We start from the raw sequence: 19,783 nt of genomic DNA, 5'->3' as shown, positions 1-19,783 counted from the left end.
GAAAAGACCGGATTATTCAGCCTTTTCAAAATTTTTGTTTTTATATTGACATATTTTAACAATTGGGCATGCATAGCACTTAGGTTTTTTCGCTAAACAATGGTATCTTCCAAAGAAAATGAGTTGATGATGTGCTTTCTGCCATTTATCTTTCGGTAATTTTTTCATTAACTTTTTCTCAATCTGGAAAACGGAATCTCCCTCTTTTGCTAATCCTAGGCGAACTGAGACTCTAGCTACATGAGTGTCGACTGCAAGTGCAGGTATACCAAATGCATTGCTTAAAACAACATTGGCAGTTTTTCTACCTACACCTGGAAGAGCTTCTAAAGCTTCACGACTATTTGGAACTTCACCTTGATGCTTATCGACCAAATTTTGAGCAAGCAATTTTATATTTTTTGCTTTATTGCGATATAAGCCAATTGTCTTAATAAGTTTTTCTATGTCTAGCACATCAGCTTCAGCAAGATCCTTAGGTCTAGGATATTTCATAAATAATAGCGGTGTTGCTTTATTGACACCAACATCTGTTGTTTGTGCACTTAAAACAACAGCAACCAGTAATTCAAAATGATTTCGATGATTTAATTCAACATGCGCATCCGGAAACATGTGGTCAAGAACTGATAAAATATGTTCAGCTTTTGTCATTTAATATTTTTGAAAATCTCATCAAGTGCCCTTTCGACATCTTGATCAATTTCAATTGGTTCTGGAATATTTTGGTTTAATATCTTTTCCACATATTTAATACTAATTCTATCTTCAGATGCTTCTATAGCTTGTTTAATTGTTTCGTGTGAATAACTTCTTTCTTCATACCATCTTCGAATATTTTCTAATTCAAAAGGACGTAAAGATCTGCCTAGCCCCTGTTCAAATAAACGTATCGTTTCATAGACTGAAGATTCTTCTTCTTGTTTTATTTTTTCAATTTCATCCTGGCGATAAAGTTCTTCTATCAACTTGAATGTACGATCAAGGTCGAAAACTTCTCTTTCTTTATCGTCTTTTTCCTCTAGTGTAATGTTTACAAAATTCTTATTCAATAACGATTCAACAGCACTTCCTATCTCATCTTTACTTAATTCAACACGTCTAGAAATAGATGCAATTGAAAAGGTTTTTCTCTTTTTATATATCGAAAACAATGCAAGCAAAACTGTCATCTCTTGCATTGTTAAATTAAGACGTTTATATTCTTTGATTAAAATGCGTTCAATCGAAAGATCGAAATCTTCATATAATCTCTTGAGTATCATAATTCCCCTTCTTCAATGCATCATGCGCTGCATTTTGTTCAGCTTCTTTTTTTGTTTTACCTTTACCTAAACCTAGGATAATATGATTATCTAGTTTTACAGCCGCCTCAAATTCTTTATCATGTGATGGTCCTGTTTCTTTAACTATATGATAACTAATGTTTCTTTTATCGCCACTTTGAATAAGTTCTTGTAATGTCGATTTATAGTCTTTGATATTCCAAACTAAGTTCAAATTAGGAACAACTACTTTATTAAATGTTTGAACAACAGCTTCAAATCCTAAATCTAGATAAATAGCACCAAATAATGCCTCAAATGCATCAGCAATCATTGAGTTATTCGCACCTTTAGCTTCTTCACCTTTTCCTAATTTTAAATATTTTTTTAATTTAATTTGTGTCGCATATTTAACAAGAGCTTCCTCACAAACTGCTTGTGCTCTTTTTTTTGTCATTGCGCCTTCATCAGCTAAATCTTCATTATAAAGATAATCACTCATTAAAAGTTCAATTACTGCATCTCCTAAAAACTCTAGCTTCTCATTCTTTTCAGTTTGATTTTCATAAGCATAGGAACTGTGTGTAAGTGCCATTTCATATAAAGATTCATCCTTATAAGGGAGATTCAGCATTTTTAATAATGCTTTCATTCTCCTACCGCTTCTTTCTTTGTTAATACTTCTGATACTAATTGAATAACATTTGCGTCAACCATTTCTTTAGCTTGTCGAATGCCATTCATAAAACCATATGATTGAGAAGCACCTTGTGCTTTGATAACGATACCATCAAAACCCATTAATAATGCTCCACCTATTTCAGATGCATCTAGTGACTTTTTAAATCGTTTCAAGGCTTTTCTCATAAAAAGAGCTCCAATGGTTGCGAAAATTGAAGATTTAATTTCTCTTTTTAAAATCATTCCCATACCTTTGGCAGTGCCTTCCATAGTCTTCATAACGATATTTGATGTAAAACCATCGCTTAAAAAGATATCCGCTTCAGAAGTCAATATTTCTTTAGGTTCTAAATTCCCATAAAAATTAATATCTTTACTCGCTTCAAGCAATGCAAATGTTTCTTTATCAAAGTCTCTACCTTTACTATCTTCAGTTCCAATATTGATTAATGCAACTTGAGGTTTTTCTCTTTTCAAGACTTTATTGGCAACGATAGAAGCATAAATAGCAAATGATAATAAATGTTCTGGTTTAAAATCAACGTTTGCTCCAGAATCAAGTAAAATTCTGCCTCTTCCGTCTAAAGATGGAACAATCGGTGCGATTGCTACACGTGGCATACTCGCCATTCTTCTAATAATAAAATGTCCACCAACAACTAAAGCTTGTGTAGGACCAGCACTTACAACAGCATCAGATAGTCCATCTTTAACATGTTGCATTGCCATAAACATTGATAACTCTTTATTTTTTCTATAAGCTCGAATAGGATCTTTTTCACCCATTTCTAAAAAATGAGTTGTATGAATCACTTGTAGTCTTGGATGTTGTTTTAAATAAGGAGCCATTTTAGTTTCATCACCAAAAAGTGTGATTTCAATATTATCAAATTTTTCTAAAGCCATTAAGGTTCCCTTAACGATTGGTTCTGGAGCGTAATCTCCGCCCATTCCATCTACTGCAATACGTATCATAAAATACCTTCTTTCATTTGAATTTATTATATCATATCTTCAAAGACTCTGTTATGTACTTGTTCAAATATTTATATGCTGGATTTGTTTTAAAGTCTGGTTTTGAAATCAGTTCTCTTACATTTTTTTGAGCTTCTATTAAGATCGGATAATCTTTTAACAATTCTAAAAAATTAAATTTTAAATATCCACTTTGTTCAACACCAAGAAAATCACCAGGACCTCTTGAAACTAGATCGTATTCTGATAATCTGAATCCATCATTTGTATTTGATAACAAGGTAAGTCTTTCTAAATCATCTTTTTCTGATATTAGATAACAAACGCTAGCTAATGTTCCTCTTCCAACTCTACCTCTTAACTGATGGAGTTGACTGAGCCCAAAGTTTTCTGCAGAATAAATGCCAATTAAAGTAGCTGTAGGTATATCAATACCAACTTCAATCATTGTTGTTGCTATTAAAATACTACCAGGAGTATAAATAAATTGCTCCATGATGTTTTCTTTTTCATCTGAAGAAAGACGTCCATGTAAGACAAAGATTGGTGCAGTAAACTCATTTCTAATTTCATCATATACAGTTTCGATATTATCATCAACTTTCGTTGAGGTAATTGCTGGAACAACTAAAAAGATATGTTCTTTTCGAATAACAGCTGAATGCATATCATCATACATTCTTTGAATTTGATTTTTAGTTATACATCTAGTGTCAATAGCGATTCGATGTTTAGGTTTCTCTTTAATAATACTAACATGAGAATTTCCAAAAGCAATCATTGCTAAAGTTCTAGGAATTGGTGTTGCTGATAAATAAATAATATCTTTTGAATTTGATTTTTCTATAAGTTCTTCTCGTGTTTGAACACCAAATTTATGTTGTTCATCAATAACAACTAATCCTAGGTTAGCAAAAACAACATCTTTTTCTATTAATGCATGTGTTCCAATAACAAGATCATATTCATGATTTTTGATTTTTTCTTTTAAAATATCTTTATTCTTAGTTTTTCCTGTTAACAACGCAATCTTTACATCTTTTAAATAGTTACTAAAATATTGAAAGTGCTGATTAGCAAGCAATTCTGTAGGTGCCATAAAAGATACTTGTTCACCTGCAGTAATCGTTGCATAAATTGCTAATAACGAAACTAATGTCTTACCTGAACCAACATCACCTTGTATTAAACGATAACTCGCTACATCCTTTTTAAAATCTCTAAATATATCGTTTACAGCCTCTTTTTGGTCTTGAGTTAACTCATATGGCAGGTGATGAATTAAATCTTTTACCTTGTGAATATCATATGATTTAGGAGGTCTTTGGTGACTAGAAGGCTGATTGGATACTAGTTTTAGTTGCAAATAGAATGCTTCTTCATATTTGAATCTTCTTCTTGCTTTTTCTACATCATCAAAAGAGTTCGGGAGATGTAGTTTTTGATAAGCTTCAAGTCTTGGCAGTAACTTATATTGGTTGATTAAAGTCTGTGGAATTGTTTCGAAAATATTGACTTGTTTCTCATTAAAAATAGTCGATACGATATTTGATATCGTTTTATCATGGACACCTTCTATTTTATATAGTGGTTTAATAGGTACTTTTTTATCGACTTTTATAACCGAAGATGCATTGATTTGATTTTTGAATAAATCATATGTGCCTTTAATGACTACCTCATCATTTTTTTGTAGTGCTTTTAATAGATATCCACGACCAAATGCAATGACATCAATCGTTTCATTTAAAACTTTGGCTTTAAACGAAACTGGTGAAGATTTGGCATATCTAGACATTTTAAGTTCTGTTGTGATGATACCTTGTACAGTGATAATATCTTTATGTTTTACATGTTCAAGTGACGTAATTGAAAAATCTTCATAGGATTTGGGGTAATTTAAAATAAGGTCATATGTTGACCATATACCTTGATTTCTAAATGCGTGTAATAAACTTGGCCCTACACCTTTAATTTGATCAAGCTTTATTTCCAATTTAATCACCTATAACTATTATACTTCATTCACTATATAAATAAAGAAACCAACATATCTATTGGCTTCATTTTCTATTTCCTAAAAATTCTCATCGCATTAAAAACCGCTAAAATAGAAACACCAACATCAGCAAATATCGCTAACCATAGATTAGCAAATCCCAATGCACCTAATATTAGGACTATCGTTTTTACTCCCAATGCCATAATAATATTCTGCACAACAATTTTCATTGTTTTCTGTGCTATTTTTTGAGCTACCAGAATCTGTGATGGATTATCATTCATGATAACTGCATCTGATGCTTCAATAGCTGCATCACTGCCTATAACTCCCATGGCAATACCTAGGTTTGCCACAGTTAGCACAGGTGCATCGTTAATTCCATCTCCAATGAATGCAACTTTATCCTTTTTTACAAGTTCACTAACGATTCTAACTTTATCCTCTGGTAAACAATTAAAATAGATGGAATCAATACCTAATTGTTTCCCTATATCTTTTGCTGATGATTCTTGATCACCTGTAACCATTGATATACTCTTGCCTTGTTTATTCAACTGTTCTACCAATGATTTTGAATACTCTTTGATCTGATCTTTAATCACTAAGTATCCTAAATATTCCTGATGTGTTGCTACATGAATGATCGTTCCTACATCAGTTGGATTTTGATAATTAAGACCATTTTCTTGCATAAAAATAGCGTTTCCCACAAAAATTTGTTTGTTATTATATATTGCTTGGATTCCTTTGCCAAATATTTCTTTGATATCGTCAACTTTATTTTTGATTTGTTGATTATATGCAGATAGGATTGATTGTGATATTGGATGATTTGATTGCGACTCTACATGAGCTGCGTATTCCAATAATTTATCTTTATCATTTGATACAATTTTGGATACTTCAAATCTACCCTTAGTTAATGTTCCTGTTTTATCAAAGATAAAATGATTAATTTCAGTCATCATCTCTAGATCACTACCGCTTTTAAATAATATGCCTTGCTTCGAGGATGCGCCAATACCTGCGAAAAATGATAATGGAATTGATAAAACAAGTGCACATGGACAACTAATTACAAGAAATATTAATGCTCTTCTAAAATAAATAGCGAATTCATCTTGATAAGTAGACCCCGTAATATTAGATATTATGAAAGGAACAGCAAATGCTAATATTATCGCAAAGCCTACAACAATAGGTGTGTAATATTTTGCAAATCTTGTTATGAATTTTTCAGTTTTCGCTTTTTTATTTGCATTGTTTTCAACAAAATCTAGAATTCTTGCAACTGTAGAATCTTGATATTTTTTCAACACTTTGACAGTTAATGGAGCATTGATATTTAGAGAGCCCGAAATCACTTCTTGTCCTTTAGTAATATCCTTAGGCATCGATTCGCCCGTTAAACTGCTTGCATCAACTGATGAATTGCCCTCAATAACTATCCCATCGACAGGGATTTTTTCTCCCGGTTTAACAATAATAATCTGATTAATCTCTAAATCTTCGGGACGAACTTCAGTTAAATACATACCTTTTTGTAAATGCGCAATTAATGGCTTTATATCCATTAAGTCTTTAATATTTTTTCTAGATTTATCAATTGATCGGTCTTGCAAATATTCACCAACTCTATAAAACAACATAACTGCTACTGCTTCTAAATAATCATTAATAGCTAATGCACCAATGGTTGCTAACGTCATTAAAAAGTTTTCGTCAAAAATTTTACCTCTCAACAGATTGGTCAAAGCTCTGATGATGACTTTGCCACCTATAAAAAAATATGAGGTAATGTAAATTATCACTAGCAATGTTTGACTAATAACCAATGAATCAATAAAATTAAAAATTAAAGCAATAACGACTAAAACAACACCCATGATGTTTATTGGCAATTCTATTTTATTTATCCATGTCGTTTTTTCATTTAACTTTTCATTTTCATCTTTGACGATGATATTTGACTCAATTTTTCGCGCTATTTTTTGCAATGATTTTGAATCATATTGTTCAATATCACCTTCAATAAAGACTTTTTCACGTCCAAAATCGACTCTAGCAGTTTTGACACCATCAAGTTCACTATATTTTTTTTCTATTTTCAATGCACAATTCGCACAATCCATATTTTTGATGTTATACTTTTTTCTCATAATTATTTTATGCTTTCCTTGATATGGGTTATTGCTTGATTGAATATTACATGCACATGTTCATCAGCTAATGTATAAAATATTGATTTCCCAGATCTTTTTGATCTTACCAAATCAATATCTTTAAGAATTTTCAATTGATGAGAAATTGCACTTTGTGTCATTTTAAGAACAACAGCAATATCACAAACACATAACTCTCTTTTTTCTAATGCGAAAAGGATTTTAATTCTGGTCGGATCAGATAAAGCTTTAAAAAAACGACTAACAGTATCTAATTCTTTATCTTTTAATATATGTTGTTGTACTTCTTTGATTGCATTCTTGTGAATGAATATTGCATCACACAAATAATCTTTCATTTTAATCTCCATCATATGAGTGATTGCTCATATGTTCATATATATAATATCACAATATCATACAACCTTCAATAAAAAAGAACTATAATCATAGTTCCTATTTAGTGATATACGATTTTTGGATTAAGTATAAATCTGCAAGAACAATCGCTAAAGCATTTTCTAAAACGATTCCAACTCTTCTAGCAATACAGACATCGTGACGTCCACCTATTTCAAGAGATTCAATTTTACCTGTATCAAAATTAAATGTTTCTTGTTCTTTTTGAATACTAGATGTAGGTTTAATTACTACTTTAACAACTAAATCGTTACCGTTACTTAAACCACCGGTAACCCCACCACTATGGTTGGTTTTTGTTTTTCCTTGTACATCTATAATCTCATCATTATAAGTGCTACCCTTCATTAGTAAACAATCAAAGCCAACTCCGATTTCAACACCTTTTACAGCTGGTATTGAAAACATCATTTTTCCAATTTCAGAATCTAGTTTGTTGAAAAAAGGTTCTCCTAATCCAACAATCATGTTGGTTGCTTTTACTTCGATCAAACCTCCAACTGAATCGCCTAATTTACTAACTTCTTCCAAATATTCATCAATCAAAGTCAAATCAGTTAAATTCCCAACTTGTAATAATTTGTGAGATAATTCGAAAGGGATAATCATTTTAGCAATTGCTCCAGCAGCAACCAATGCTGCTGTAAGTCTACCTGAAAACCTTCCCCCGCCTCGATAATCTTGGAATCCACGATACTTAACATTTGCTGCAAAATCAGCATGTCCTGGTCTAGGATGTTTTTTTAAATGCTCATAATCTTTAGATTGAATATTTTTATTTTCAATCATCAGATGAATGGGTGATCCTGTTGAATATCCATTAAAGACACCTGATGTAATTCTAAACTCATCAGCTTCTTTTCTAGGTGTAGTTCCTATTGCTCCAGGTTGTCTTTTTACTAAATCAGCTTTTATTTTTGATTCATCAATCAATATACCTGAAGGCATTCCATCAATAACAACACCAATAGCATCTTGGTGTGATTCGCCATATAATGTTACTTGAAAAAAACGACCATAACTATTCACTATAAATCACTTCCTTTAATTCTTCTATTAACTGATTGTTTATACTGATTTTTTGATTGAACCATATCTCTTCACTTCTTAAAGCTTGTAAAATTAACATGTTTGCACCACCATAACTTTTACTAGCATACTTCATCATTTGAGTAATTGGTGGATTATAAATCAATTCAATAACTGTTTTACCTGCAACCAATGATTGATTTAAAACAGACTCTGTTACTTTTGGATACGTTCCAATTGGTGTTGCTTGAACATAAATATCAACTTGATCAGATGATAACTTACTATAAGTAATAACCTTTTGAAACATAGGATCTATATTGTTTGTATTCCTAGTCACAACAGTAACATCTGCTCCAAGATCAGTTAAAACTACATATGCAGCTTTTGCTGCACCACCAGTTCCTAAAATAAAGATCCTTTGATTTTCAACATTAATTTTACTCATCTTAAGTAAACCTAAGAAACCGTCATAATCAGTATTATCTCCAACTATTTTTCCATCTTTAATATAGATGGTATTTACTGCCTTAATTCGTTTTGCTTTGGAAGTAAGAACATCAACATGTTTCATCACAATCTGTTTAAATGGTATGGTTACATTGAAACCTTTGAAAACGTAATTTCTTAAGTGTTTAAACAAATGCGGAATGTCAGATTCCTCAATATCAAACAAATCATAGCGTAAATCAATGTTTAGTTTTTTAGCCATGAACTCATGAATTGTAGGAGATTTGCTGTATTGAATATTTTTGCCTATTAAACCATAACGCATCTTCACTTTTGATACTCCTTAGATAGACGCATAATTTCTTTTATAAATGATTCATAGTGTGGCCAAAGTTCATCATTATTTAGTTGTTGTTTTCTCTTGTTTAGGATTTCTATTTCCCTACTATTATCTAATATAGGTAGTTGATGATCTTTCTTATATTTACCAATCAATAAAGAGACTTGCATTCTTTTTTCGAATAAGTCCATCATTTTAATATCGATATCTTCAATCATTTTTCTATATTTCTCAAGACTCATGAATAGCACCTCCTAAAGATTGATATACTTTGAAAAACTCTGGATATGATTTATTAACTACACCAGCGTTTAATATAGTAACAGGTCCATCTGCTTTGATTGCCGCAATTGCGATTGCCATTGTAATTCTATGATCTCCATAAGAATCAAAGCTTTGATGACCTTTTAGAATTTTTTTACCATGGATTATCGCTTCATCACCCAATATCTCCATATCTACATCAAACTTAATTAAAACTTCATACATTGCTTGTAGGCGATCAGATTCTTTAATTCTAAGACGACTAGTATTAATGAATTTTGTTGTTCCTTCGCTAAGCGCAGCGAGCACCATCAGTATAGGTCCAAGATCAGGGACATGCATTAAATCAATTGTTGCACCTTTGGTTAGGCTTGGTTCTACTACATAAGATTTAGATAGACTTTTATAGGTAATATTCCCATTCATTTCTTTGATGATATCAATTATTTTTTTATCCCCTTGTTTACTGTCAAGTGCTAAATTAAATAGTTCAATATGGTTTCCAATTAATCCAGCAACCATCCAAAAAGCAGCTTGAGAATAATCACCTTCAACGGTTACACTTTGTGGCAAGTATGATTGGCTACCTTTAATGTAAATAAACTCATCAATATGTACAATTTGAATACCAAAAGATTTTAAAACGTCCATTGTTAAATCAATATAACCTTTAGATTCTAATGGTGTAATAAGTTCTATAACGGAATCTTTTTTTAATAGTGGTAATGCGAATAAAAGTCCTGTTAAAAACTGAGAACTTATATCTCCTTGCACTTGATAGAATCCTGGCTTCAATTGACCTTTGACTTCTAATGGTAGATAGTCTGTAGTCAATTGATTATAGTAACAATGTTTTTGTTTAAAAATATCAAAATAGACATCTAATGGTCTTTTGGGTAATCTTCCTTGTCCAGTAAAAGTTATTTTATCTCTTAAAAGCATAGCGATTGGAATCATGAATCTTAATGTAGAACCAGACTCTTTTGCATCAATCGTATCTTTGACAGTTTTAAGGTTACCACCAGTAATTTGGTTACCATCTATTATTACACCTAAAGATTTCAATGCTTCTTTAGTCGCATCCAAATCATCAGAGTCAAGAATGTTTTCAATCACACTTGTTCCCTTTGATAACCCTGCTGCAATTAAATATCTATGTGATAATGACTTAGATGAAACAACCGATACTTCTCCAGAAAGTTTTTTTGGTGTAATCGTTATATTCATGTTAAATCACTTGCTTTCACTTTAACGATTTTAACCTCACCAACCTTTGGTACAATAATAAACCTTAAACCATCAGCTAGATTTTTCTTGTCAGTTAAAATTTCATCTTTATAATTCTCTAATAACAATAGAGGTTCTTTAACTAATCCTCTTTTAATCAATTGGTCTTTAACTTCATCGTATAACTCAGGCTTTGTCTCATTCATATGAACGCCAATTTCTAACGCGATTAGCATACCATAACTAATAGCTTCACCATGTTTATATAGTTCATAACCATGCTTTTTCTCAATCGCGTGTCCAAATGTATGGCCAAAGTTTAAATACATTCTTTCTTTATGGTCGTAAGGATCTGTTAAAACAACTTCTCTTTTGACATGAATCGCCATCGCGATTTCATGTTCTCCAACTTCTTCATTCTCTAGTAAAAAATGATAGAGTTTTTTATCACCAATTAATCCTGCTTTAATCATTTCGGCTAGTCCATTTGCGTACTCACGTTTTGAAAGAGTTCTTAGGAAAACAGGATCAATGAGTACAAGCTTAGGATTATAAAAAGCACCTATCAAATTTTTTCCCTCTTTTAAGTCGATTGCTACTTTTCCGCCGATACTACTATCAACTTGAGCAAGTAAGGTTGTTGGTATTTGAATATAAGATACACCACGATATAATGTGGCAGAAACAAATCCAGCAAGATCTCCGACAACACCTCCACCAAGTGATATCAATAAATGGGTTCTTTTCATACCTTGTTCAATCAATTGTTCAATAACATATTGATAAACTTCAATTGATTTTGATTTTTCTCCATCTGAGACAATAACAAAAGAGATTCTATAATCGGGTAGTACATCTAAAAGTCTTTGATGGTATAGTTTGAATACCGTTTGATCGGTAACAACAAACACATCTTTATATGGGTATATCTCTTCAATGTACTTAAATAGATTATTTAATCCGTTATTTTCGATGTAAATGGAATAATCAGGCATTTTAATGAATGTCAAAAGATTTCCTCTTTTCTTTAGCTTCTTTTAAATAGGTTGTTAAACTCTCTGTATCCTCGACTAATAATAATTCCTTAACATGTTTTAATTCTTTCATAAAATCGTTTATTTTTAATAATAGTGCATCTTTGTTTTCGAAAAATAGTTCTGTCCACATCGTTTCATTGATTTTAGCAATTCTAGTTAAATCACGATATGAATCTCCTGTTGCGTGCTTGGTTTCATCTAAATGATCACTTTGTACAAGTGAAATAGCCAACACATGTGTTAGTTGACTTGTAAAAGCAATCAATTCATCGTGTGTTTTCGCATCCACTACTGTTATTTTACCAAATTTTAGGTTGTTTGCGATAAGTCTTAATATATCTTGATCTTTTTTAACACTTCTTTTTCCTGTAACGATTAAAAAGTTTGCTTGACGAAACATTCGATAATCTCTTGATTCAAAACCATTGGTTTCTTTTCCAGCCATTGGATGATGTGAAGTATAAGATATTTTTTCTGGAAGGATTTGTTCTATTTCGTTCATCATCCATGCTTTAGTTCCACTAACATCTGTAACCATTTGACCTGGTCTAAGAAGATTGACGTGATTTTTAATAAATATAACATTATCTTTTGGATATAAAGCAAGTATGATTAAATCAACTTTGGTTATTTGTTCGATATGATTTTCCTTTTCAATAAATCCAATTTCAATCGCTTGTTTAATATTTTCTATTTTTTGATCATAGCCATAGACGACATGACCATTTTTATGCAATCCTTCGGCATAGGATGCACCAATCAATCCTAGTCCTACAATAAAGATTTTCATTTTAATTTATGTCCTAAGACAACTGCCATTTTATCGAGTTCATCCATCATTTGACTAAATTTATTTAGTTTTAACGATTGTGCTCCATCGCTTAAAGCATGTTCTGGATCATTATGAACTTCAACAATAAGACCGTGTGCCCCAACTGCTACGCTAGCTAAAGATAATTTTTCAATCATATCCCAACGACCTGCTGCATGTGATGGATCGATAATCACTGGTAAGTGAGATAATTCTTTAACAGCTAGTACTGCACTAATGTCTAAAGTGTTTCTTGTATATTTTTCAAATGTACGAATGCCGCGTTCGCACAAAATCACATTCGGATTTCCTCCAGCCATAATATATTCTGCTGACATCAACCATTCTTCAATCGTAGATGCCAACCCTCTTTTTAATAAAATTGGTTTTGTACTTTTACCTAACGCTTTTAAAAGATGGAAGTTTTGCATGTTTCTTGCGCCAACTTGGATTATATCAACATAAGCTTCAAATTCTGGTAATAAATCAGCACTTGGAATTTCAGAAACAATTGCTAACCCTGTCTCATCACCAATTTGTTTTAATAGCTTTAATCCTTCAATTTCTAAACCTTGAAAAGCATATGGAGATGTTCTTGGTTTATATGCTCCACCTCTTAAGACATGAGCACCAGATTTTTTAACGCTTTTTGCAATAGTTCTTAATTGTTGTTCCGATTCAACTGAACAAGGTCCTGCCATCATAATAATATGATTGCCACCAATCTCTAAACCTTCTTTAATCTTAACAACAGTATCTTTTCGTTTAAAACTCCGACTGGCTTTCTTAAATGGTGTTGATACTCTTGTAACTTCTCTAACACCTTCAAATGCATACAAGTCATTTGGTTCAATTGTTGTCGTATCTCCGATAACACCAAAAACACGAACCTCATCGCTACTTGCATCTATAATTTCAAGATTCTTTGCTTTTAAGTAATCAACAATCTTTTGGTACTCTTTTTGTGTAGAGTTTTTCTTCATTTGAATAATCATAATTTCTTCTCCTTTGATTTGGGTATAAAAAAATCCCTGAGGAACCCCAAGGATGAACGTTTGTCATGTGTTGGCTGTTCCTTTAATCGCTTAAAAAGGAATGCCTTGCAATCCTTTTTTTAACAATATGCGTAATAATAAACAGCTTTTTGGATATTAAACATAGAAATCACCTGTTAAACCTTTATTCTTTGTTTGTAGTTATGGTATCATAATAATTTTAAAAAGACAAGAATCAAATATCAAAACAACAAAATTCACTTTTTTTATTTTGGGTATTGTGTTTTGCACAGTAAGGTGATATTATAGTAGTGTGCAAAACACAGTAAGGAGGTTCATGATGAATACTCAATTTAAAAAAGGTATTCTTGAAATGTGTATTCTAAGCATCATAAACCAAAGAGATATGTATGGTTTTGAAGTTATAGAAAAACTTTCAAATGAAATTGAAGTTAATGAAAATACTGTTTATCCTATTTTAAGAAGATTAACAGGGCAAGGATTATTTAGCACCTATATGGAACAAACCAATATTGGTGCACCAAGAAAATATTATAAAATCACCAATGAAGGTATTAAAAAATTAAACGACTACGAAACAGAATGGAGAACATTCTTAAAAGGTGTCTTCAAATTACTAGGAGGTATGGAAAATGAAAAGTAAATATTTAGAAAAGTTAAAAGCTGAATTAATGAAATTTCAAGCAAGTAAAGATGATATTCATGAGATTCTTATGGATTATGGCCAATTATACGATGATGCATTAAGTACTGGTAAATCTGATGAAGAAGTTTGGTCTATGTTAGGGGATCCTAAAGAGGTTAGTTATGATTTAATAGATACACTAAGAATTAAAAAGCATAAAAATATTAGAAATAAGTTAATTGCCTTATCTCCATTTATTAGTTTAATTGTTTATATGGTTTTAGGTTTCGCCTTTGAATTATGGCATCCGGGTTGGCTTGTATTCTTGCTAACACCTGTGGTTGCCATTGCATTTCATTCAAGTATTAAAGAAGGCTTAATCGGACTTTCACCTTTTATAAGTGTGCTAACATTTTTGTTTATCGGATTTGAATATAATTTATGGCACCCTGGTTGGTTAGTATTTTTATTAATCCCTATAGCTTCAATCGTTTTAACAACAAAGAAAAAAGATACATTTGTTGCTATCTCACCATTTATTGCACTTATTGTATTTATGATTCTAGGTACATATTATGACTTATGGAATCCTGGTTGGTTGGTCTTCTTGATCGTTCCAATGATTGGTATTTTATATAAACCAAACAAGTGGATTGTATTAGCTTATGAGTTGTCATTCTTATTAGCTATAGGATTTTATTTATACATGGGATATGTTCATGATATGTGGTCAATGGGTGCATTAGGGTTTGCTCTACCAGTTATTATGGGTATTATCTTTAGTGACATTCATTTCTTCTATGATAGTAAACTAAGCAAGGCAAATCGTGCTAAATCGCTAAAATTTATTTCCATTATCATCCTTAGTATTGTGACTTTCTTATTACTAGGTATTTTATTAAATGGTTGGGCGTACGCATGGCAAGTCTTCTTATTAGTACCGGTTGCTGCTATTGTTTTGTTTGAAAAGAAGTTCCATTTTGTCGCAATTACACCATTTATTGCAGTTATTCTGTTTTTCTCACTAGGATACTTCTTTAATTTGTTCCATATATCATGGTTAGCATTCTTAATTATTCCAATGGCAGGCATTATTGAAAATGCTTAAACAAAAAAAGCAGAGAAATCTGCTTTTATTTTTTAATTTTGTCAAACTGAATGGCTGCAAATATTAATGCTGCTAAACCAAATGACCAGTTCTTTCCTCTTGGTATAATCTTATATCCAATATATGGGAATAATGGTAATGGTATCGTTGGTCCACTTACCTCAGGCATATAGATATCATCTTTCTCATATATCAATGCATCAACTACACATTGATAAGCTTTTAGACCTGCTTCTAAATAAACTTCACTTAGTAACCCTAAATTATATCCATGCATAAATCCAGCAGCAACCAATGCTGTAAACGATAATTCTCTATAAGTTTTACCAACTTTATTAAAGACAGTTTCAAATGCTCCATCCGCTCTTTGATAAGGTAGAAGTGCATAAGCAGTTTCTTTAAAGATTTGAATAATGTTTTCTCTTTCTTCGTGATTTCCTATGTTTTCTAAAATCATCGGTAACGATGCAATTACCCATCCATTACCTCTACCCCAATAAAGTTTTCTTCTTGGGTAATGGGTTTTTTGTTTGGTCCAATAACTATGATACCAAAGTTTATCAACAGGGTCTTGCATATACTTTGCCATCACTCTAGGTTGACGACTAGCAATGTCCATCATTGCTTGGTCGTTATTTTCTTTTGCATATAAAGAAGGAAACACAGAAAACATCATTAAACTATCGACCCAAATCGATTTAGGATAAAACTTTCCTTCTAAACTGTTGCCTAAATGATTAACTGAATCTTCAATTAAACGTGGTTCATTTTTTATATAGTATAAAACACGATCAGTCAATTTCTTATAATCTTCATTCTTTGTTTTCTTATACATTGCATATGTGATTAATGCAGGAGCTGATGTATCACTTTGATCAACACGTGGAGGAATTTGGACATAGTAGTCACAATACTTCGTTAAGAATTCAGTGTATCGATCTTCTTTCAAATGAGTGTCTAGCAAACTTAAAGAATATCCGAAAAGCGCTTCACCCCACATCCATTTCATTTTAGGGTTCCACGTGCTTTTTATATGGTCTGCTAGTTCTACAACCTTATCAAAATATATTTTATCCAACATGAGAAATCTCCTTTCTTATCATCCGATCAAAATCAATATAGAGTGTTTTATTATGATAATTAATCGTTAACTCTTCCGGTTTTCTTTTCGCCTCAACATATGGTGTTTCAAATCTTTGATACTCTGTGTTTTGAACAACTCCGTTAATTTTAAATGCTTTTTTAAATCTCAGTTGATAATGTTGATCCGCTTTTAATACTATTTTTTTACTCGTGAATTTAAAATCATAATTTTCTATTTTTTCAATGAACTTATCGAATGATTCATCTGAATATTCATCACCTAAAACAACCACAAATTGACTCTTTTTACCTTCGACAACTAGTTCATTTTTATTCATTATTTTGTGTCCACTTGAGGATACAATTCCAATGTACGATTTGTCTGATTTTGCATACACTTTTTTTTCTTTTTCAATAACTTTATCAAATTTATCGGTCGGAAAATGGAAATGAATATGAGTTTGTCTAAATCGCTCTAAATAGCCTTTTCTTGCTGTTAGGTCATACATTAAAAATAAGAAATTCTTATCTTGGACAGCATGTGGATTGATACCATTTCCGACCCAAAAAGATGGAGAGAAATTTCTTGCTGCATCATCAAACATTGGACTACCTGGATGTGTAGAAAAAACGCTAATATTATTTGGCAACGTTGCTTGCCAAATATGTTGTTGATCTCCAAAAGATTTTGGATGATACTTTTGAGCGGTTGAAAGCATGTAATAATCTGTTTTATATGTATATGTATTCGCTCTTTCAATGGCAACACCTTGAGTTGCTGGGTTTAGGAGTTTAACAACTAATGGTAATAAACCTAGTTTTCTTAATATTGGGATGTTGACGCTTTGTAAATCTTTTAAGAAATTATTATCGTGTAACTTCCAAGCATTAAAAATATCCATCGTCATATTGATTGACTCTTTATTTGTGAAAGCTTCCATTTGCCACAAGAACATACCTCGATCATCAATCTCATCATTTGGTATTTCTTTTTTTACTTCTTTTAAGTTGAGTCCCATCGAGTCTTTTATAATCTGAGTGCCCTTAGTTTTGGCTATCTCCTTAATGATCTTGGGAACTTTATAATTTTTACATAGCAAAAACATTGCTGAAATTCTTTGGTAATCATAATCTCTTTTTTGAAGACCAAAAGCATATGCTAGGATATCGTTGACATCAGCAAGCTCTCTGTTCATTTTTTGATTTTCATAACAGCGACCACTGGTTGCAACAAAGTACCCTTCATAACTATGCATTGCCATGTCAAGAAGTAAAAGATCTAAAATGATTTTTGATTTCTCAATAATTTCTTCATCTTTTGCAAAATCAACAAGCACTGATAATGGTGCAATGTCTTCTTCATAATACGTGTTGGAGTGCCACTCTATAAATCCAAATTGAAATTTATATTTTAGCCATCTCATAATTTTAGGTCTTGCTTTATCAGCATGTTCTTTTCCAGTTTCTCCATCATTTAAAAAAACCTGATTCGGAAAAGTAATGCCTGCTAAATATTCACATGCATGAAAAAGTAGTTGGTGATTTTCAGACCAAAAACACATTCCATCTTCACCAGGTTCATCCATCCAATACTTGAAGTTAAATATAGACTGTTCAATTTGATGTATTGTTTCATTTGATAATAAATCTTTATAACCTAAGTATGCACGAATCAAGCAAATGAGTCTAAAGTCTGCACAATCATATCGATTGTTTACAAAGTCTACTAGATCTAGAATCTGTGATTCATCAATAGACTGACCTTGATCCAAAAGTACAATGTCTTTAAAACACTTGATATTCATCTTGATGTCCATACCTACATCTTCTTTGACTGCCATCATTTTCTCCTTAAAAAATTTCTGATTGTAGCTTATCTAATTCTACTTGATCTTGTTCAGATAAATGATCAAGACTCTCAGTTTGATATATATGCAAATATTTTCTTACCAGTAAACTTCTTTCATTGGTTAACACAAATCTTCTAGCCACTATATAACCGACACTCATTAATATAACAAAACTTAATGACATTGCTAGTCTAATGCCTAGCAGTGCATTTGGAGGTTGTATAGGTAATACTTCTCCATTTGTTGGCTTCACATATCCAGAGACAAAAAGCATAATCCCAAAAATCTGGATAGCGATTGCTGAACTTGCTTTTCGAATAAATGTCATAATACCACTAAAACTTCCAGTAGGTCTTTCTCTTAACTTTAATTCTCCAGCATCTACGGCATCTGGGAATATGATCCAACTCATAAACTGTGCTCCAGCAAATCCAAAAGCTGTAACACCTGTTAGAGCATACGCACCAATGATTGGCCAATCAGATGGATAAAGTCCTACAAAAATAAATCCAATAATCGCAATAGGTAATCCAAAATAATATATTTTCTTTTTATCTACAATATTAACTAGTTTATTAATCACCGGGAACATTAAAAGTTGTACACCAATAAATATCCCTAAAAATACTGTTGCACTTCCACTAACAACATATAGTGAATAATAAATGATACCCGCAGATAATATATCCATTGAAATACTTTGACATAAATACATATAAACTAATCCTCTAAAAGCTTTAACCTTTAGTGGCTTAACGAATGATTTCACTTCAAATATTGATTTAGTTTCTGGCATAGGGACGCGTTCTTTTGTGAAAAAACCAATCAATATCAAAGGTAGAGCAAAGAATAAGCCAAATCCTAAAGCAACGACTATGTAAAAAGTTTCAATACCTATATTACCTGCTTTAAAAGACTCTAGAATCATTGTTGGTACTAGTGTACAAACTGCAGATGCTACTGTAGAAACAACAAGTCTAATGACATTAACGTTGTTTCTTTCTTTTACATTGGTCGTAATTTCAGCTGATAAGGAACTATAAGGAACGGCAATAACAGTTGATATTGTACTATAAAACAAGAATGTCGAAACTGCAAAAATAACTTTAGCCGTTTCTGATTGCCATCCACCAATCGGTAACCACATTAAAGCAAAAGCGATAACAACTAAAAATCCACCACCTAAAATATACGGTCTTCTTCTACCCATTTTAGTTCTAGTATTATCACTAGCTATTCCCATCAAAGGATCACTTACAGCATCCCATATTTTAGAAATTAAAATAGCGGTTGCTGCAATTGCCGGATTTAATCCAATAACGTCAGTTAAAAATATGAGGTAAAGCACTGCAATCATCGCTTGTGCACCACCGCCAAAAACGTCTCCCCAAGCAAATATTAATTTTTCTCTTTTTTTCATTTGCAACTTTTCCAT

Annotated in this window: 19 protein-coding genes; 2 read left to right on the top strand and 17 right to left on the bottom strand. The window is 31.8% G+C overall.

What is annotated here, in order from left to right; all coding sequences use genetic code 11:
• Window positions 1-12: 12 nt before the first annotated feature.
• The 14 genes from nth to aroF form a co-directional block, all read right to left on the bottom strand.
• Window positions 13-654 carry an endonuclease III gene (nth, locus tag QJ521_RS03820; protein WP_282839103.1) on the bottom strand — a complete coding sequence of 214 codons (642 nt, stop codon included), beginning with the start codon at window positions 652-654 and terminating at the stop codon, window positions 13-15.
• Window positions 651-1,265, bottom strand: coding sequence for a DnaD domain protein (locus QJ521_RS03815; RefSeq protein WP_282839102.1), 615 nt, complete (start codon window positions 1,263-1,265; stop codon window positions 651-653). The genes nth and QJ521_RS03815 overlap by 4 nt, the downstream gene beginning before the upstream one ends.
• Window positions 1,243-1,917 carry a ribonuclease III gene (rnc, locus tag QJ521_RS03810; RefSeq protein ID WP_282839101.1) on the bottom strand — a complete coding sequence of 225 codons (675 nt, stop codon included), beginning with the start codon at window positions 1,915-1,917 and terminating at the stop codon, window positions 1,243-1,245. The genes QJ521_RS03815 and rnc overlap by 23 nt, the downstream gene beginning before the upstream one ends.
• Entirely contained in the window at window positions 1,914-2,921 is a 1,008-nt protein-coding gene (gene plsX, locus QJ521_RS03805) for a phosphate acyltransferase PlsX (protein WP_282839100.1), read from the bottom strand. The genes rnc and plsX overlap by 4 nt, the downstream gene beginning before the upstream one ends.
• A gap of 31 nt (window positions 2,922-2,952) precedes the next feature.
• Window positions 2,953-4,917: an ATP-dependent DNA helicase RecG gene (locus QJ521_RS03800; protein ID WP_282839099.1), complete on the bottom strand. Its 1,965-nt coding sequence runs from the start codon at window positions 4,915-4,917 to the stop codon at window positions 2,953-2,955.
• 74 nt (window positions 4,918-4,991) lie between these two features.
• Window positions 4,992-7,085, bottom strand: a complete 2,094-nt coding sequence (locus tag QJ521_RS03795; RefSeq protein ID WP_282839098.1) for a heavy metal translocating P-type ATPase — start codon at window positions 7,083-7,085, stop codon at window positions 4,992-4,994.
• Between the two features lie 2 nt (window positions 7,086-7,087).
• A complete protein-coding gene (locus QJ521_RS03790) occupies window positions 7,088-7,447 on the bottom strand; it encodes an ArsR/SmtB family transcription factor (RefSeq protein ID WP_282839097.1) in 360 nt (119 codons plus the stop codon).
• 97 nt (window positions 7,448-7,544) lie between these two features.
• Window positions 7,545-8,537, bottom strand: a complete 993-nt coding sequence (locus QJ521_RS03785) for a chorismate synthase (protein ID WP_282839096.1) — start codon at window positions 8,535-8,537, stop codon at window positions 7,545-7,547.
• Entirely contained in the window at window positions 8,530-9,312 is a 783-nt protein-coding gene (locus tag QJ521_RS03780) for a shikimate dehydrogenase family protein (protein WP_282839114.1), read from the bottom strand. The genes QJ521_RS03785 and QJ521_RS03780 overlap by 8 nt, the downstream gene beginning before the upstream one ends.
• Before the next feature lie 2 nt (window positions 9,313-9,314).
• On the bottom strand, window positions 9,315-9,569 hold the full coding sequence (locus QJ521_RS03775) for a chorismate mutase (RefSeq protein WP_282839095.1): 255 nt from the start codon (window positions 9,567-9,569) through the stop codon (window positions 9,315-9,317).
• Window positions 9,559-10,818 (bottom strand): 3-phosphoshikimate 1-carboxyvinyltransferase, encoded by a 1,260-nt coding sequence (aroA, locus tag QJ521_RS03770; RefSeq protein WP_282839094.1) that lies wholly within the window; start codon window positions 10,816-10,818, stop codon window positions 9,559-9,561. The genes QJ521_RS03775 and aroA overlap by 11 nt, the downstream gene beginning before the upstream one ends.
• Complete coding sequence (aroB, locus tag QJ521_RS03765) at window positions 10,815-11,828, bottom strand: 3-dehydroquinate synthase (protein ID WP_282839093.1); 1,014 nt, start codon at window positions 11,826-11,828, stop codon at window positions 10,815-10,817. Before aroB ends, aroA begins: the two co-directional genes overlap by 4 nt.
• Complete coding sequence (locus QJ521_RS03760; RefSeq protein ID WP_282839092.1) at window positions 11,815-12,645, bottom strand: prephenate dehydrogenase; 831 nt, start codon at window positions 12,643-12,645, stop codon at window positions 11,815-11,817. Before QJ521_RS03760 ends, aroB begins: the two co-directional genes overlap by 14 nt.
• Complete coding sequence (gene aroF, locus QJ521_RS03755; protein ID WP_282839091.1) at window positions 12,642-13,661, bottom strand: 3-deoxy-7-phosphoheptulonate synthase; 1,020 nt, start codon at window positions 13,659-13,661, stop codon at window positions 12,642-12,644. The genes QJ521_RS03760 and aroF overlap by 4 nt, the downstream gene beginning before the upstream one ends.
• 340 nt (window positions 13,662-14,001) lie before the next feature.
• On the opposite strand from aroF, the gene QJ521_RS03750 reads away from it, so the two are divergent.
• Window positions 14,002-14,325 (top strand): PadR family transcriptional regulator, encoded by a 324-nt coding sequence (locus QJ521_RS03750; protein WP_282839090.1) that lies wholly within the window; start codon window positions 14,002-14,004, stop codon window positions 14,323-14,325.
• The gene (locus QJ521_RS03745) at window positions 14,315-15,415 is read left to right on the top strand and encodes an HAAS signaling domain-containing protein (protein WP_282839089.1); all 1,101 of its coding nucleotides are present in this window, start codon (window positions 14,315-14,317) and stop codon (window positions 15,413-15,415) included. The genes QJ521_RS03750 and QJ521_RS03745 overlap by 11 nt, the downstream gene beginning before the upstream one ends.
• Window positions 15,416-15,440: 25 nt before the next feature.
• Here the strand turns inward: QJ521_RS03745 and QJ521_RS03740 are convergent, their stop codons facing one another.
• From QJ521_RS03740 to QJ521_RS03730, 3 genes are read right to left on the bottom strand one after another with little or no spacing between them, the layout of a single operon-like run.
• Window positions 15,441-16,496 carry a glycoside hydrolase family 88 protein gene (locus QJ521_RS03740; RefSeq protein ID WP_282839088.1) on the bottom strand — a complete coding sequence of 352 codons (1,056 nt, stop codon included), beginning with the start codon at window positions 16,494-16,496 and terminating at the stop codon, window positions 15,441-15,443.
• Entirely contained in the window at window positions 16,486-18,339 is a 1,854-nt protein-coding gene (locus QJ521_RS03735) for a hypothetical protein (protein WP_282839087.1), read from the bottom strand. Before QJ521_RS03735 ends, QJ521_RS03740 begins: the two co-directional genes overlap by 11 nt.
• A 10-nt stretch (window positions 18,340-18,349) precedes the next feature.
• Window positions 18,350-19,783: an MFS transporter gene (locus QJ521_RS03730; RefSeq protein WP_282839086.1), complete on the bottom strand. Its 1,434-nt coding sequence runs from the start codon at window positions 19,781-19,783 to the stop codon at window positions 18,350-18,352.

The sequence above is a fragment of the Peloplasma aerotolerans genome (genome assembly GCF_030012175.1).
GTDB lineage: Bacteria > Bacillota_I > Bacilli_A > Acholeplasmatales > Acholeplasmataceae > Peloplasma > Peloplasma aerotolerans.
Note: the sequence above shows the minus strand (reverse complement) of the source record. Positions and strands in the feature narration are given on the sequence as shown.

Coding starts and splice junctions, on each gene's coding strand:
- rnc (WP_282839101.1), bottom strand. CDS start 1,917: ATGAAAGCATTATTAAAAATGCTGAATCTCCCTTATAAGGATGAATCT.
- QJ521_RS03735 (WP_282839087.1), bottom strand. CDS start 18,339: ATGGCAGTCAAAGAAGATGTAGGTATGGACATCAAGATGAATATCAAG.
- QJ521_RS03775 (WP_282839095.1), bottom strand. CDS start 9,569: ATGAGTCTTGAGAAATATAGAAAAATGATTGAAGATATCGATATTAAA.
- aroF (WP_282839091.1), bottom strand. CDS start 13,661: ATGATTATTCAAATGAAGAAAAACTCTACACAAAAAGAGTACCAAAAG.
- QJ521_RS03795 (WP_282839098.1), bottom strand. CDS start 7,085: ATGAGAAAAAAGTATAACATCAAAAATATGGATTGTGCGAATTGTGCA.
- aroA (WP_282839094.1), bottom strand. CDS start 10,818: ATGAATATAACGATTACACCAAAAAAACTTTCTGGAGAAGTATCGGTT.
- QJ521_RS03745 (WP_282839089.1), top strand. CDS start 14,315: ATGAAAAGTAAATATTTAGAAAAGTTAAAAGCTGAATTAATGAAATTT.
- QJ521_RS03780 (WP_282839114.1), bottom strand. CDS start 9,312: ATGCGTTATGGTTTAATAGGCAAAAATATTCAATACAGCAAATCTCCT.
- QJ521_RS03730 (WP_282839086.1), bottom strand. CDS start 19,783: ATGGAAAAGTTGCAAATGAAAAAAAGAGAAAAATTAATATTTGCTTGG.
- QJ521_RS03815 (WP_282839102.1), bottom strand. CDS start 1,265: ATGATACTCAAGAGATTATATGAAGATTTCGATCTTTCGATTGAACGC.
- nth (WP_282839103.1), bottom strand. CDS start 654: ATGACAAAAGCTGAACATATTTTATCAGTTCTTGACCACATGTTTCCG.
- QJ521_RS03750 (WP_282839090.1), top strand. CDS start 14,002: ATGAATACTCAATTTAAAAAAGGTATTCTTGAAATGTGTATTCTAAGC.
- QJ521_RS03760 (WP_282839092.1), bottom strand. CDS start 12,645: ATGAAAATCTTTATTGTAGGACTAGGATTGATTGGTGCATCCTATGCC.
- QJ521_RS03790 (WP_282839097.1), bottom strand. CDS start 7,447: ATGAAAGATTATTTGTGTGATGCAATATTCATTCACAAGAATGCAATC.
- QJ521_RS03740 (WP_282839088.1), bottom strand. CDS start 16,496: ATGTTGGATAAAATATATTTTGATAAGGTTGTAGAACTAGCAGACCAT.
- plsX (WP_282839100.1), bottom strand. CDS start 2,921: ATGATACGTATTGCAGTAGATGGAATGGGCGGAGATTACGCTCCAGAA.